This window comes from Pseudomonas antarctica, assembly GCF_001647715.1.
GTDB classification, from domain to species: domain Bacteria; phylum Pseudomonadota; class Gammaproteobacteria; order Pseudomonadales; family Pseudomonadaceae; genus Aquipseudomonas; species Aquipseudomonas antarctica_A.
On the sequence record NZ_CP015600.1, the window covers coordinates 2,225,236 to 2,239,654 of the forward strand.

9 protein-coding genes, 2 tRNA genes and 2 rRNA genes are annotated in these 14,419 nt (G+C 55.9%); 7 read left to right on the plus strand and 6 right to left on the minus strand.

The genetic code is table 11. The annotated features are described in order from the left end of the window. Window positions 1–138: 138 nt before the first annotated feature. Window positions 139–1,281: an FMNH2-dependent alkanesulfonate monooxygenase gene (gene ssuD, locus A7J50_RS10335; protein ID WP_064451699.1), complete on the minus strand. Its 1,143-nt coding sequence runs from the start codon at window positions 1,279–1,281 to the stop codon at window positions 139–141. Between the two features lie 9 nt (window positions 1,282–1,290). After that, window positions 1,291–1,854 carry an FMN reductase gene (gene msuE / locus A7J50_RS10340; protein WP_064454896.1) on the minus strand — a complete coding sequence of 188 codons (564 nt, stop codon included), beginning with the start codon at window positions 1,852–1,854 and terminating at the stop codon, window positions 1,291–1,293. Window positions 1,855–2,253: 399 nt separating this feature from the next. Between msuE and A7J50_RS10345 the strand changes: the two genes are divergently transcribed. From A7J50_RS10345 to A7J50_RS10355, 3 genes are all read left to right on the plus strand, one after another. Beyond that, window positions 2,254–2,523 (plus strand): hypothetical protein, encoded by a 270-nt coding sequence (locus tag A7J50_RS10345; protein ID WP_064451700.1) that lies wholly within the window; start codon window positions 2,254–2,256, stop codon window positions 2,521–2,523. A gap of 233 nt (window positions 2,524–2,756) precedes the next feature. Further along, a complete protein-coding gene (locus A7J50_RS10350) occupies window positions 2,757–3,917 on the plus strand; it encodes a cysteine desulfurase family protein (RefSeq protein WP_064451701.1) in 1,161 nt (386 codons plus the stop codon). A gap of 49 nt (window positions 3,918–3,966) precedes the next feature. Then, the gene (locus A7J50_RS10355) at window positions 3,967–5,775 is read left to right on the plus strand and encodes an aminopeptidase P family protein (RefSeq protein WP_064451702.1); all 1,809 of its coding nucleotides are present in this window, start codon (window positions 3,967–3,969) and stop codon (window positions 5,773–5,775) included. Window positions 5,776–5,837: 62 nt separating this feature from the next. Here A7J50_RS10355 and A7J50_RS10360 read toward each other — a convergent pair whose 3' ends face one another. From A7J50_RS10360 to rhtA, 4 genes are all read right to left on the minus strand, one after another. Then, on the minus strand, window positions 5,838–6,428 hold the full coding sequence (locus A7J50_RS10360) for a 2-hydroxychromene-2-carboxylate isomerase (protein WP_064451703.1): 591 nt from the start codon (window positions 6,426–6,428) through the stop codon (window positions 5,838–5,840). Between the two features lie 49 nt (window positions 6,429–6,477). Next, window positions 6,478–7,209: an SDR family oxidoreductase gene (locus A7J50_RS10365; RefSeq protein WP_064451704.1), complete on the minus strand. Its 732-nt coding sequence runs from the start codon at window positions 7,207–7,209 to the stop codon at window positions 6,478–6,480. Between the two features lie 115 nt (window positions 7,210–7,324). Then, the gene (locus tag A7J50_RS10370) at window positions 7,325–7,606 is read right to left on the minus strand and encodes a hypothetical protein (protein WP_064451705.1); all 282 of its coding nucleotides are present in this window, start codon (window positions 7,604–7,606) and stop codon (window positions 7,325–7,327) included. Window positions 7,607–7,771: 165 nt separating this feature from the next. Next, window positions 7,772–8,659, minus strand: coding sequence for a threonine/homoserine exporter RhtA (rhtA, locus tag A7J50_RS10375; RefSeq protein ID WP_064451706.1), 888 nt, complete (start codon window positions 8,657–8,659; stop codon window positions 7,772–7,774). Between the two features lie 697 nt (window positions 8,660–9,356). Between rhtA and A7J50_RS10380 the strand changes: the two genes are divergently transcribed. The 4 genes from A7J50_RS10380 (at window position 9,357) to A7J50_RS10395 (ending at window position 14,300) form a co-directional block, all read left to right on the plus strand. After that, a 16S ribosomal RNA gene (locus A7J50_RS10380) occupies window positions 9,357–10,893 on the plus strand. Between the two features lie 82 nt (window positions 10,894–10,975). After that, a tRNA-Ile gene (locus A7J50_RS10385) sits at window positions 10,976–11,052 on the plus strand. A 30-nt stretch (window positions 11,053–11,082) separates the two neighbouring features. Then, window positions 11,083–11,158: transfer RNA gene (locus tag A7J50_RS10390), tRNA-Ala, on the plus strand. A gap of 250 nt (window positions 11,159–11,408) precedes the next feature. Beyond that, window positions 11,409–14,300 (plus strand): 23S ribosomal RNA (locus tag A7J50_RS10395). The 16S and 23S rRNA genes sit together here with 2 tRNA genes alongside, the layout of an rRNA operon. Window positions 14,301–14,419: the final 119 nt, after the last annotated feature.

Genomic DNA, 14,419 nt, shown 5'->3' on the forward strand with positions numbered 1-14,419 from the left:
TCAATATCGGTTTGGCAATGAAGGCCAGATGTGGGAGCGGGCTTGCTCGCGAAAGCGGTGTGTCAGATGGCAAATGAATTAACTGAACTGACGTATTCGCGAGCAAGCCCGCTTCCCCATAAAGCAGATTCAGCGCGCTCAGGCCTTCGTTGTGGGCAGCACATCGTTGGCAATCATTTCGCCAAACGGGCCCGTGAGGTTGGTGACGCCACGCCCGGCAAGGCTGGCGTAGGGTTCCGGCAACAGGGGGAACACCAACTCGGCAAAGCGATAGGCTTCTTCCAGGTGTGGGTAGCCGGAGAAGATGAAACTCTCGATGCCCAGGTCGGCGTACTCTTTGATGCGCTCGGCCACCTGCTGCGGGTTACCGACCAGTGCCGTGCCGGCACCGCCGCGTACCAGGCCGACGCCGGCCCACAAGTTGGGGGCGATTTCCAGGTTATCGCGGCGCCCGTCGTGCAAGGCGGCCATACGGCGCTGGCCTTCGGAGTCAAAGCGCGAGAAGGATTTTTGCGCGGCAGCGATGGTTTCGTCGCTGATGTGCTCGATCAGTTTGTCGGCGGCTTTCCAGGCGTCTTCTTCGGTCTCGCGTACGATCACGTGCAGGCGGATGCCGAACTTCACGGTGCGGCCGTGGCGGGCGGCACGTTCGCGGACATCCGCGAGTTTTTCCGCAACAGCGGCGGGCGGCTCGCCCCAGGTCAGGTATACGTCGACCTGTTCGGCGGCCAGGTCGTGGGCGGCGTCGGAAGAACCGCCGAAGTACAGCGGCGGATACGGCTTCTGCACCGATGGGTAAAGGGCCTTGGCATTCTGTACGCGCAGGTGTTTGCCTTCGAAGTCCACCGATTCGCCCTGCAACACTCGGCGCCAGATCTGCAGGAACTCGTCTGAGACTTCGTAGCGTTCGCTGTGGTCGAGGAAACTGCCGTCGCCCCGGTTTTCGTCGGGGTCGCCGCCGGTTACCACGTTGATCAGCAAGCGGCCGTTGGACAGGCGATCCAGGGTAGCGGCCATGCGCGCCGAGACCGTGGGCGAGATAATGCCCGGGCGAATGGCGACCAGATAACGCAGGTGTTCAGTCAGCGGTACCAGCGCTGAGGCGATAACCCAGGAGTCTTCGCACGAGCGGCCGGTAGGAATCAACACGCCGTAGTAACCGAGGCTGTCAGCTGCTTGTGCGACTTGTTTCAGATAGTTGAGGGTGACCGGCCGTGCCCCTTGGGTGGTGCCCAGGTAATGACCGTCGCCGTGCGTTGGCAGAAACCAAAAAACATCCATGACAAATCCTTAAGCGATTTTCAGCAGAGAAGGAGAGTGCGCGGCAAACAGTGGCGCTGCGCGTTCTGCGGCAAGGCGGATGCGGCCCTTCAAGGGCTCGCTGGTTATTTGGTAGTCGGTGAAATCAGCTTCAGTGGCATACACGCCGATCGGCAAGGTCAGCGCTTGGAAGAAGCTGAACAGCGGGCGCAGTTGGTGCTCGAGGACCAGTGCGTGGCGTTCGCTACCGCCGGTGGCCGCGAGCAACACCGGTGTGTTGATCAACGCGTTCAGGCCGACCAGATCGAACAGGTGTTTGAGCAGGCCAGGGTAGGAGCCGCGATAGACCGGTGCGGCGACGATCAGCAGGTCGGCTTGTTCGATGGCCAACAGTTGGGATTCGACCTCGGCCGGCAGTTCATCACGCGACATGGCACCGCCCAATGGCCGGGCGATGTCGCCCAGTTCGATCAGTGTGGTCTGGATCGGCAGCAGGCTCGCCAGTTCGGCCAGCACGGCTTGGGTCAGCACCAATGTGCGGGAGGGGCGCCAGGTTCCGCCGGAGAGGGCAACGACATTCAGGGGACGGGTCATGAACAGTTCCTTTTTCAACAGTGGTTCATTGCAAGAGAAGTGAAACGTCTTGAGCAAGAGCTGTACCAACGGCTGGAAGCCTTGATTTACATGGGCTGCGCGCTCACTGCTGAAAAAAGCTGCTGTTGTCGGCCTGGTGTTTTGTTGAATGACTGTTGCGTGGGCAACAGTTGCGTGGCGAACAGTGTTAGTCGGCGTGCAGCCAGTTATAGAGGCTTACGGTTATTCCGTAAATGAACGTATTTCCATATTTATAGATCTTAAATGAATATGCCTTGCGCCCTATCGAAGGGGTCTGAATGGTTGATAGCGACTATCACGGACGGTGATTTTTCACCGTGCGCGGGCGGGAGTAGCCTGTGTTCATTGACTCGAAACCTCCTTCGCAGGGCCTTCACCATGAACCATTTTCTGGCTGTTTCCTTAATAGTTGTCAGCTCCGTCCTCGCCGGTTGTGCGACCCATCCATCACCAGAATCGCGCCCCTACACCGCAGAAGAAACCAAGCAATTGGCTTTGGAGGCCTTGGGCCGTCGTGGCCTGTCCTTTGATGAGTATCAGCAGCAGCGCGCGGCACTGACCGGCCAGCCGCAGAAGCCCTTCGGCTTTGATCACCAGGCTGAAATGAACGCTGAACGTAGTGTGGTGTTGCATGGTCGTCCCAGTTGAGCCCGCGCCGAGCGGTAAAAAGCCCGAGGATTCCCTTAAGGAACCTCGGGCTTTTTGTTTGCCATGGGGTTACTTCAGCCTGTTAAGCTGAATTTCAGGAGCGTTCCTACGCACATTTAAATAAAGTGGTCCTTCTTTAATGGCATTCGATCGGTTAAACCTGACGACCTCTGTTCCGGTCCATGCCCCCGAGACGCTGCTCTTGGGAATACGCTCTGCGAGTCTTAAACGTCATGAATAAACGTCCGTTGTATTTCGACTACGCCGCCACCACGCCGGTGGATGAGCGGGTCATCCAGGTGATGGTCGAGTGCCTGGGCTTCAATGCCAACTTTGGTAACCCTGCGTCCAGTTCCCATGCGTTCGGCCAAGCGGCCCGGCAAACGGTTGAACAGTCGCGCCGCCAGGTGGCCGAGTTGGTCGGTGCCCAGCCCGAGCAGATCGTCTGGACGTCCGGCGCCACTGAATCCAACAACCTCGCGATCAAGGGCGTGGCCCAGGCGCGTGGTGTGGCAGGTGGGCATGTCATCACCAGCCAGATCGAACACAAAGCCACGCTGGACACTGCGCGGCAACTGCAGGAAGCCGGGGTGGCCGTGACCTACCTGGTGCCGGATGCCGAAGGGCTGATCAGCGCCGAAGCGGTGAGCGAAGCGCTGCGCGAAGACACCTTTCTGGTGTCCTTGATGCTCGTGAACAATGAGTTGGGCACTCTGAACGATATCCCCGCCATTGGCGCGCGGGTGCGTGAGCATGGTGCGTTGCTGCATGTGGATGCGGCGCAAGGTGCGGGCAAGGTAGCGATCGACCTGGCTGAGTGGCCGGTGGATTTGATGTCGTTTTCCGCGCACAAGCTTTACGGCCCCAAGGGCATCGGTGCGTTGTACGTGGGCCCTCGTGCCCAGCAGAAAGTGTTGGCGCAGATTCACGGCGGTGGCCACGAGGGCGGGTTGCGCTCCGGCACGCTGGCGACACACCAGATTGCGGGTATGGGCACCGCGTTCGCTTTGGCGGCAGCGTCGTTCTCAGCAGAAAAGGCCACTATCGTCGCCTTGCGTCAGCGCCTGTTGGATCAGTTGGAGTCGGTAGCGGGTGTGCGCCTCAATGGCAGCCCTACGCAGCGCATTCCACATACGCTCAGCCTCACGTTCAGTGAAGGTGAATTCAATTCCTCCGCATTGAGCGCAGGCATCGCCTTTTCGGCAACCTCGGCGTGCAACTCGGCGAGCAATGCGCCGTCCCACGTGCTTCTTGCCCTTGGCCATGACGCACGTAGCGCCGGCCGCACCATTCGCTTGAGCCTGGGTCGGTTCACCACCGAGCAGGACATCGACCAGGCCGTGCAATTGATCAAGGCCGCACTCGCCAGTGCACCGGCGTTCTGGGCCGTCTGATTTGTCATGCGCAGTACATAACAATTATTAGTGGTTAGCAGGAGACACAATGAGCACTCAGCCTTTGACCCATGGAACCGTTCCCCAGCGCCTGGCGCTTACCCGCGAACTGATGAGCCGCGAGGGCATCAACGCCCTGTTGGTGCCGTCGGCCGACCCGCATTTGTCCGAGTACTTGCCGGGTTACTGGCAGGGGCGGCAATGGTTGTCCGGCTTTTATGGCTCGGTAGGGACGTTGATTGTCACCGCAGATTTCGCCGGTGTTTGGGCCGACAGCCGTTACTGGGAACAGGCGACCAAGGAACTCAAGGGCAGTGGTATCGAGCTGGTGAAGTTGCAACCGGGCCAGCCCGGCCCCCTGGAATGGCTGGCCGAACACACCCCGGAAGGCGGTGTGGTGGCGGTGGATGGTGCGGTGATGGCCGTGGCCTCGGCGCGTACCCTGGGCGGCAAGCTGGCGGAGCGCGGCGCGCGCTTGCGTACCGATATCGACGTGCTGAATGAAGCCTGGCACGACCGCCCCGCGTTGCCGGCCCAGCCGATCTATCAACATCTGCCCCCGCAGGCCACCGTCAGCCGTGGCGAAAAACTCAGCGCCCTGCGCGCCAGCCTGAAAGAGAAGGGCGCCGACTGGCATTTCATCGCCACCCTGGATGACATCGCCTGGTTGTTCAACCTGCGTGGCGGTGATGTGTCGTTCAACCCGGTGTTCGTGTCCTTTGCCCTGATCAATCAGCAGCAGGCCACTTTGTTTGTCGCGCTGAGCAAGGTCGATGCCGAACTGCGCGCGATACTGGAGCAGGATGGCGTGACCTTGCGCGACTACAGCGAAGTGGCGGATGCGCTGCGTGCCGTGCCGTCGGGTGCCAGCTTGCAAGTTGATCCGGCGCGTGTAACCACCGGGTTGCTGGAGAACCTCGACGCGGGCGTCAAACTGGTCGAGGGGCTGAACCCGACTACGCTGGCCAAATCCCGCAAGAGCCTGGCTGACGCGGAGCATATCCGCCGGGCCATGGAGCAGGATGGTGCGGCGTTGTGCGAATTCTTCGCTTGGTTGGACAGTGCGTTGGGCCGCGAGCGCATCACCGAGCTGACCATCGATGAACACCTGACGGCAGCACGCACCCGTCGCCCTGATTATGTATCGCTGAGTTTCAACACCATTGCTGCATTCAATGCCAACGGTGCGATGCCGCATTACCACGCCACTGAAGAAGAGCATGCGCTGATCGAAGGCGATGGTTTGCTGTTGATTGACTCGGGCGGCCAGTACCTGGGCGGCACCACGGATATCACGCGGATGGTGCCGATCGGCACGCCGAGTGAGGAGCAGAAACGCGACTGCACGCGGGTCCTCAAGGGCGTGATTGCGCTGTCTCGTGCACACTTCCCCAAGGGCATTCTGTCGCCGTTGCTGGATTCGATTGCGCGTGCGCCGATCTGGGCTGAAGGTGTGGACTACGGCCATGGTACGGGTCACGGCGTAGGCTATTTCTTGAATGTGCATGAAGGCCCGCAGGTGATCGCCTACCAGGCCGCCACTGCGCCGCAGACGGCGATGCAGCCGGGGATGATTACTTCGATTGAGCCGGGCACTTATCGCCCAGGTCGTTGGGGTGTACGCATTGAGAACCTGGTATTGAACCGTGAAGCCGGCAAGACCGAGTTTGGTGAGTTCCTCAAGTTTGAAACGCTGACCTTGTGCCCAATCGACACGCGTTGCCTGGAGCCATCGTTGCTGACGGTGGACGAACGCGAGTGGTTCAACGCCTACCACGCCGAAGTGCGTGAGCGTTTGAGCCCATTGCTCAGCGGTGCTGCGTTGGAGTGGCTGCAGGTGCGTACCGCGGCTATTTGATCGGTAAGCGCCGCTTGCGATTTGCTCGCAAGCGGCGTTCAAGGTCGGTTGGCTATCAACGTCTAGCTTAGGGCCTCGCGTACAAATTCCAGACGGTCCTGACCGAAGAACATGTCATTGCCTACAAACATGCTGGGCGCCCCGAAAACGCCGCGCTGAATGGCTTCTTCGGTTTTGTCCTTGAGGGCTGTTTTTACGCTTTCATCGTTGGCCAGGGCCAGCACTTCCTCAGGGTCGAAACCTGCTTCGGTCAGAACCGCAGCCACGCCAGCCGGATCGCCCAGGTTGCAACCTTCGACCCAAAGGGCGCGGAAAAGGCAGTCGATGAAGGCCTGGAAGCGTTCTGGCTGACGTAGTTGTATACCGGTAACGGCTCGCATCAGCACCAAGGTGTTGATGGGGAAGTGCGGGTTGAACTTGAGCGGCACGTTGTAGCGTTTGGCGTATCGCGCCAGGTCATTGAACATGTAACGACCTTTGGCTGGCACGGTGATTGGCGAGGCGTTGCCAGTGGCCTTGAACACGCCACCCAACAGCATCGGCTGATAGACCAGTTGCGTACCTGTTTCGGCGCATAAAGCCGGCAGTTGGGTGTAGGCCAGGTAAGTGGCCGGGCTGCCGAGGTCAAAGAAGAATTCCAGGGTTTTACTCATGGTCGATACTCGCTGCTTATTGTTGTTCTTTATTGGGCGGTAGACGCGCCTACCAGGGTTCATTCCAGGGGCGCAGGTCCAACTCAAAGGTCCAGGCGTCGCGTGGTTGGCTGTGCAGGTACCAATAGTTGTCGGCGATGTGTTCGGGATTGAGGATGCCGTCCTGATCTTTCAGGGCGTATTTCTGCGGAAAATTGTCGCGAATGAAGTCGGTGTCGATAGCGCCGTCAACCACCACATGGGCGACATGGATATTCCTGGGGCCCAATTCTCTCGCCATGCTTTGTGCGAGGGCGCGTATGCCGTGCTTGGCGCCGGCAAATGCGGCAAACCCTGCCGCACCGCGCAGCCCGGCGGTGGCGCCGGTGAACAGGATGGTGCCTCGGTTACGGGTCACCATACGTTTGGCGACTTCGCGAGCATTCAGGAAACCGGAGAAGCAGGCCATCTCCCATATCTTGAAGTATTTGCGGGCGGTCTCTTCCAGGATGCTGCAAGGCACGTTGGCGCCGATGTTAAAGACGAATGCTTCGATGGGCCCCAGTTCGGTTTCGATCTGTTCGATCAATGCGATCACGTCTTCCTCTTTACGCGCATCACAGGCAAAGCCATGAGCTTCGCCACCCGCCGATTGGATACTGTCCACCAAGGGCTGCAACTTGTCGGCACTGCGACGGGTGACGCAGGCCACATAACCTTCACGGGCAAAGCGCTTGGCAATGGCGCCACCGGTTGCATCACCGGCACCCACTACCAATACGATTTTCTTGTTGTGTGTCATGGAAACTCCATTGGCTCGATTGTCGAGCAGGAGTGTAGACGCGGCTTCGCGAATGGCCGGGTTGAGGGCGAAATTTAAGAAGGGGGGAGCAGTCGGACGTGGACTGCTCGGGCGGTCATTTACAGATGACGATCATGCTGCGGCTGGTGTAGCCGGCAGGATTGATGCCGAAAGGATAGTCCCCCGGCTCTTCGGAGTTGTCACCGGACTTGGCGATAACCCGGTAGCCCTTGGCACCGCATGAATTGGTTGCACTGGTGTAGCACTGGTCCCAGGAAGAGGACAGGCCTGAACAGTTGATATGCAGCCCTTTTTTGCCCCGTTTCACTTCTGTCTTGGAGGTCGCCGCACAGCCAGCTATGCCCACGACCATTAACAGTATCAAAATTCGTTTCATCACTATCCTTAATAGCCGCTTCGCAAAAAGGCTCGATGCAGGCTTTACGCGCTCTCGATTGTAGCGTTCAGCTGTCCGTGTCGAAATTCTCCATGAAAGACATTTGCTTACGGCCTAAACATGGCCTAAATGAGCGGCAAATGCCAGAGCTACCTTCGATGAGGATCAATCCGCGGGTACCAGCGGTTTGGATTCATTGCGCATGGTCAGCGTGGCGCCGACGGAGGCCAGAATGATGCAAGTGATCGCCATCCATTGCGTGAGGGACAAGTATTCTTGTAGGAAAAACAGGCCGGAGAGCGCGCCGAATGCGGGCTCGATGCTCATCAAGGCGCCAAAGGTACGGGCAGGAAGGCGGGTGAGAGCGATCATTTCCAGGGTATAGGGCAGGGCAGTGGATAAAATGGCAACACCGAGGGCGACGGGAATCAGCGCAGGCGTCAGTAATGCGCTACCGGCATGCACGATGCCGATCGGCGCAACGAACAAGGCGGCGATCATTACCCCGAGTGCTGCCGTTTGCACACCGTTGTCGTTGCCGGCCTTCTGACCAAACAGAATATAGAGTGCCCAGCAGACACCTGCGCCCAGTGCGTAGGCGACGCCGATCAAATCAATACCGCTGCTGGCTTCCCCCGTTGGGATCAGCAACAGAAGGCCCGCAATCGCGAGGCCAATCCATAGAAAATCCACAGCTCTGCGAGAGGCGTAGATGGCGACGGCGAGTGGGCCTGTGAATTCCAGCGCTACCGCGATGCCCAGGGGGACTGTGCGCAAGGACATATAGAAGAGGAAGTTCATGCCGCCCAACGCCATTCCATAGACGACGACAGTGCGCAGGGACTTTGCCGTCAGCTTGGCGCGCCATGGACGTAATAGAAGCAGCATGATGACACTGGCAAAAATCAGACGCAGGGTGGTGGTGCCCTGCGCGCCGACGATGGGGAACATGCTTTTGGCCAGCGAGGCACCGGATTGGATGGAAGCCATGGCGATCAACAGCAGGCCGACTGGAAACAATGCCGAGGCCAGGCTGCGCGGTGGGGTGTTCATTGGGGGTGTTCGTCCGAAGTCATAGTAGAGAAGCAGAACGCGTATGATGCTTAACTGACCTGCTTTGAGCAATATATTGCTCAGCTGTTCGTTTTGGCTCTCTATATAGAAGGGGTTTGTAGGTTTTTCGACTGTTTGATAGAGAATCCAAATTAAGGGTTGACGGCAAATTCTGGAAGTCTATAATTCGGCCCACTTCCGGCGCAGTCGAAACGGAAAACTCCTTGGTAAACAAAGAGTTACGCAGGGTTCGACAGCGAGTTGCTTCAGTTCATCGAAGCCCAGAAGGAGTTGGTAGGGCAGTGTTGTTTGGCTCTATTAACGTTTCGATCCTCTCGGTCGAAAGCGGAGAAAAAGAGGTGTTGACAGCAGCGTGTAACGCTGTAGAATTCGCCTCCCGCTAACGAGAGATCGGAAGCGCAAGTGGTTGAAGTTGTTGAAGAATTCTTCGAAAACTTCTGAAAATAATCACTTGACAGCAAATGAGGCTGCTGTAGAATGCGCGCCTCGGTTGAGACGAAAGATCTTAACCAGCCGCTCTTTAACAACTGAATCAAGCAATTCGTGTGGGTGCTTGTGGAGTCAGACTGATAGTCAACAAGATTATCAGCATCACAAGTTACTCCGCGAGAAATCAAAGATGTAACCAACGATTGCTGAGCCAAGTTTAGGGTTTCTTAAAAACCCAAAGATGTTTGAACTGAAGAGTTTGATCATGGCTCAGATTGAACGCTGGCGGCAGGCCTAACACATGCAAGTCGAGCGGTAGAGAGAAGCTTGCTTCTCTTGAGAGCGGCGGACGGGTGAGTAATGCCTAGGAATCTGCCTGGTAGTGGGGGATAACGTTCGGAAACGGACGCTAATACCGCATACGTCCTACGGGAGAAAGCAGGGGACCTTCGGGCCTTGCGCTATCAGATGAGCCTAGGTCGGATTAGCTAGTTGGTGAGGTAATGGCTCACCAAGGCGACGATCCGTAACTGGTCTGAGAGGATGATCAGTCACACTGGAACTGAGACACGGTCCAGACTCCTACGGGAGGCAGCAGTGGGGAATATTGGACAATGGGCGAAAGCCTGATCCAGCCATGCCGCGTGTGTGAAGAAGGTCTTCGGATTGTAAAGCACTTTAAGTTGGGAGGAAGGGCATTAACCTAATACGTTGGTGTTTTGACGTTACCGACAGAATAAGCACCGGCTAACTCTGTGCCAGCAGCCGCGGTAATACAGAGGGTGCAAGCGTTAATCGGAATTACTGGGCGTAAAGCGCGCGTAGGTGGTTTGTTAAGTTGGATGTGAAATCCCCGGGCTCAACCTGGGAACTGCATTCAAAACTGACTGACTAGAGTATGGTAGAGGGTGGTGGAATTTCCTGTGTAGCGGTGAAATGCGTAGATATAGGAAGGAACACCAGTGGCGAAGGCGACCACCTGGACTAATACTGACACTGAGGTGCGAAAGCGTGGGGAGCAAACAGGATTAGATACCCTGGTAGTCCACGCCGTAAACGATGTCAACTAGCCGTTGGGAGCCTTGAGCTCTTAGTGGCGCAGCTAACGCATTAAGTTGACCGCCTGGGGAGTACGGCCGCAAGGTTAAAACTCAAATGAATTGACGGGGGCCCGCACAAGCGGTGGAGCATGTGGTTTAATTCGAAGCAACGCGAAGAACCTTACCAGGCCTTGACATCCAATGAACTTTCTAGAGATAGATTGGTGCCTTCGGGAACATTGAGACAGGTGCTGCATGGCTGTCGTCAGCTCGTGTCGTGAGATGTTGGGTTAAGTCCCGTAACGAGCGCAACCCTTGTCCTTAGTTACCAGCACGTAATGGTGGGCACTCTAAGGAGACTGCCGGTGACAAACCGGAGGAAGGTGGGGATGACGTCAAGTCATCATGGCCCTTACGGCCTGGGCTACACACGTGCTACAATGGTCGGTACAGAGGGTTGCCAAGCCGCGAGGTGGAGCTAATCCCACAAAACCGATCGTAGTCCGGATCGCAGTCTGCAACTCGACTGCGTGAAGTCGGAATCGCTAGTAATCGCGAATCAGAATGTCGCGGTGAATACGTTCCCGGGCCTTGTACACACCGCCCGTCACACCATGGGAGTGGGTTGCACCAGAAGTAGCTAGTCTAACCTTCGGGAGGACGGTTACCACGGTGTGATTCATGACTGGGGTGAAGTCGTAACAAGGTAGCCGTAGGGGAACCTGCGGCTGGATCACCTCCTTAATCGACGACATCAGCTGCTCCATAAGTTCCCACACGAATTGCTTGATTCATTGAAGAAGACGATAAGAAGCAGCCCGAAATTGGGTCTGTAGCTCAGTTGGTTAGAGCGCACCCCTGATAAGGGTGAGGTCGGCAGTTCGAATCTGCCCAGACCCACCAATTTTGTGTGGGAAACGCCTGTAGAAATACGGGGCCATAGCTCAGCTGGGAGAGCGCCTGCCTTGCACGCAGGAGGTCAACGGTTCGATCCCGTTTGGCTCCACCACTACTGCTTCTGAAGTTTTGAAAGCTTAGAAATGAGCATTCCATCGTTAAGGTGGTGAATGTTGATTTCTAGTCTTTGATTAGATCGTTCTTTAAAAATTTGGGTATGTGATAGAAAGATAGACTGAACGTTACTTTCACTGGTAACGGATCAGGCTAAGGTAAAATTTGTGAGTTACTCGTAATTGAGTATTATCGAATTTTCGGCGAATGTTGTCTTCACAGTATAACCAGATTGCTTGGGGTTATATGGTCAAGTGAAGAAGCGCATACGGTGGATGCCTTGGCAGTCAGAGGCGATGAAAGACGTGGTAGCCTGCGAAAAGCTTCGGGGAGTCGGCAAACAGACTTTGATCCGGAGATGTCTGAATGGGGGAACCCAGCCATCATAAGATGGTTACCTTACACTGAATACATAGGTGTATGGAGCGAACCAGGGGAACTGAAACATCTAAGTACCCTGAGGAAAAGAAATCAACCGAGATTCCCTTAGTAGTGGCGAGCGAACGGGGACTAGCCCTTAAGTGGCTTTGAGATTAGCGGAACGCTCTGGAAAGTGCGGCCATAGTGGGTGATAGCCCTGTACGCGAAAATCTCTTAGTCATGAAATCGAGTAGGACGGAGCACGAGAAACTTTGTCTGAATATGGGGGGACCATCCTCCAAGGCTAAATACTACTGACTGACCGATAGTGAACTAGTACCGTGAGGGAAAGGCGAAAAGAACCCCGGAGAGGGGAGTGAAATAGATCCTGAAACCGTATGCGTACAAGCAGTGGGAGCCCACTTTGTTGGGTGACTGCGTACCTTTTGTATAATGGGTCAGCGACTTATTTTCAGTGGCGAGCTTAACCGAATAGGGGAGGCGTAGCGAAAGCGAGTCTTAATAGGGCGTCTAGTCGCTGGGAATAGACCCGAAACCGGGCGATCTATCCATGGGCAGGTTGAAGGTTGGGTAACACTAACTGGAGGACCGAACCGACTACCGTTGAAAAGTTAGCGGATGACCTGTGGATCGGAGTGAAAGGCTAATCAAGCTCGGAGATAGCTGGTTCTCCTCGAAAGCTATTTAGGTAGCGCCTCATGTATCACTGTAGGGGGTAGAGCACTGTTTCGGCTAGGGGGTCATCCCGACTTACCAAACCGATGCAAACTCCGAATACCTACAAGTGCCGAGCATGGGAGACACACGGCGGGTGCTAACGTCCGTCGTGAAAAGGGAAACAACCCAGACCGTCAGCTAAGGTCCCAAAGTTATGGTTAAGTGGGAAACGATGTGGGAAGGCTTAGACAGCTAGGAGGTTGGCTTAGAAGCAGCCACCCTTTAAAGAAAGCGTAATAGCTCACTAGTCGAGTCGGCCTGCGCGGAAGATGTAACGGGGCTCAAACCATACACCGAAGCTACGGGTATCACGTAAGTGATGCGGTAGAGGAGCGTTCTGTAAGCCTGTGAAGGTGAGTTGAGAAGCTTGCTGGAGGTATCAGAAGTGCGAATGCTGACATGAGTAACGACAATGGGTGTGAAAAACACCCACGCCGAAAGACCAAGGTTTCCTGCGCAACGTTAATCGACGCAGGGTTAGTCGGTCCCTAAGGCGAGGCTGAAAAGCGTAGTCGATGGAAAACAGGTTAATATTCCTGTACTTCTGGTTATTGCGATGGAGGGACGGAGAAGGCTAGGCCAGCTTGGCGTTGGTTGTCCAAGTTTAAGGTGGTAGGCTGGAATCTTAGGTAAATCCGGGATTCTAAGGCCGAGAGCTGATGACGAGTCATCTTTTAGATGACGAAGTGGTTGATGCCATGCTTCCAAGAAAAGCTTCTAAGCTTCAGGTAACCAGGAACCGTACCCCAAACCGACACAGGTGGTTGGGTAGAGAATACCAAGGCGCTTGAGAGAACTCGGGTGAAGGAACTAGGCAAAATGGCACCGTAACTTCGGGAGAAGGTGCGCCGGTGAGGGTGAAGGACTTGCTCCGTAAGCTCATGCCGGTCGAAGATACCAGGCCGCTGCGACTGTTTATTAAAAACACAGCACTCTGCAAACACGAAAGTGGACGTATAGGGTGTGACGCCTGCCCGGTGCCGGAAGGTTAATTGATGGGGTTAGCTAACGCGAAGCTCTTGATCGAAGCCCCGGTAAACGGCGGCCGTAACTATAACGGTCCTAAGGTAGCGAAATTCCTTGTCGGGTAAGTTCCGACCTGCACGAATGGCGTAACGATGGCGGCGCTGTCTCCACCCGAGACTCAGTGAAATTGAAATCGCTGTGAAGATGCAGTGTATCCGCGGCTAGACGGAAAGACCCCGTGAACCTTTACTATAGCTTTGCACTGGACTTTGAATTTGCTTGTGTAGGATAGGTGGGAGGCTTTGAAGCGTGGACGCCAGTTCGCGTGGAGCCAACCTTGAAATACCACCCTGGCAACTTTGAGGTTCTAACTCAGGTCCGTTATCCGGATCGAGGACAGTGTATGGTGGGTAGTTTGACTGGGGCGGTCTCCTCCTAAAGAGTAACGGAGGAGTACGAAGGTGCGCTCAGACCGGTCGGAAATCGGTCGTAGAGTATAAAGGCAAAAGCGCGCTTGACTGCGAGACAGACACGTCGAGCAGGTACGAAAGTAGGTCTTAGTGATCCGGTGGTTCTGTATGGAAGGGCCATCGCTCAACGGATAAAAGGTACTCCGGGGATAACAGGCTGATACCGCCCAAGAGTTCATATCGACGGCGGTGTTTGGCACCTCGATGTCGGCTCATCACATCCTGGGGCTGAAGCCGGTCCCAAGGGTATGGCTGTTCGCCATTTAAAGTGGTACGCGAGCTGGGTTTAGAACGTCGTGAGACAGTTCGGTCCCTATCTGCCGTGGACGTTTGAGATTTGAGAGGGGCTGCTCCTAGTACGAGAGGACCGGAGTGGACGAACCTCTGGTGTTCCGGTTGTCACGCCAGTGGCATTGCCGGGTAGCTATGTTCGGAATAGATAACCGCTGAAAGCATCTAAGCGGGAAACTAGCCTCAAGATGAGATCTCACTGGGACCTTGAGTCCCCTGAAGGGCCGTCGAAGACTACGACGTTGATAGGTTGGGTGTGTAAGCGCTGTGAGGCGTTGAGCTAACCAATACTAATTGCCCGTGAGGCTTGACCATATAACACCCAAGCAATTTGCATGCTCCGAGCTGAAAAGCGAAAGAGACCAGATTGCGGTGTGTGAAGACGATAGAACCGAAAGTTCGAATCTCACAAAACACCGAAAGCTGTCACATAC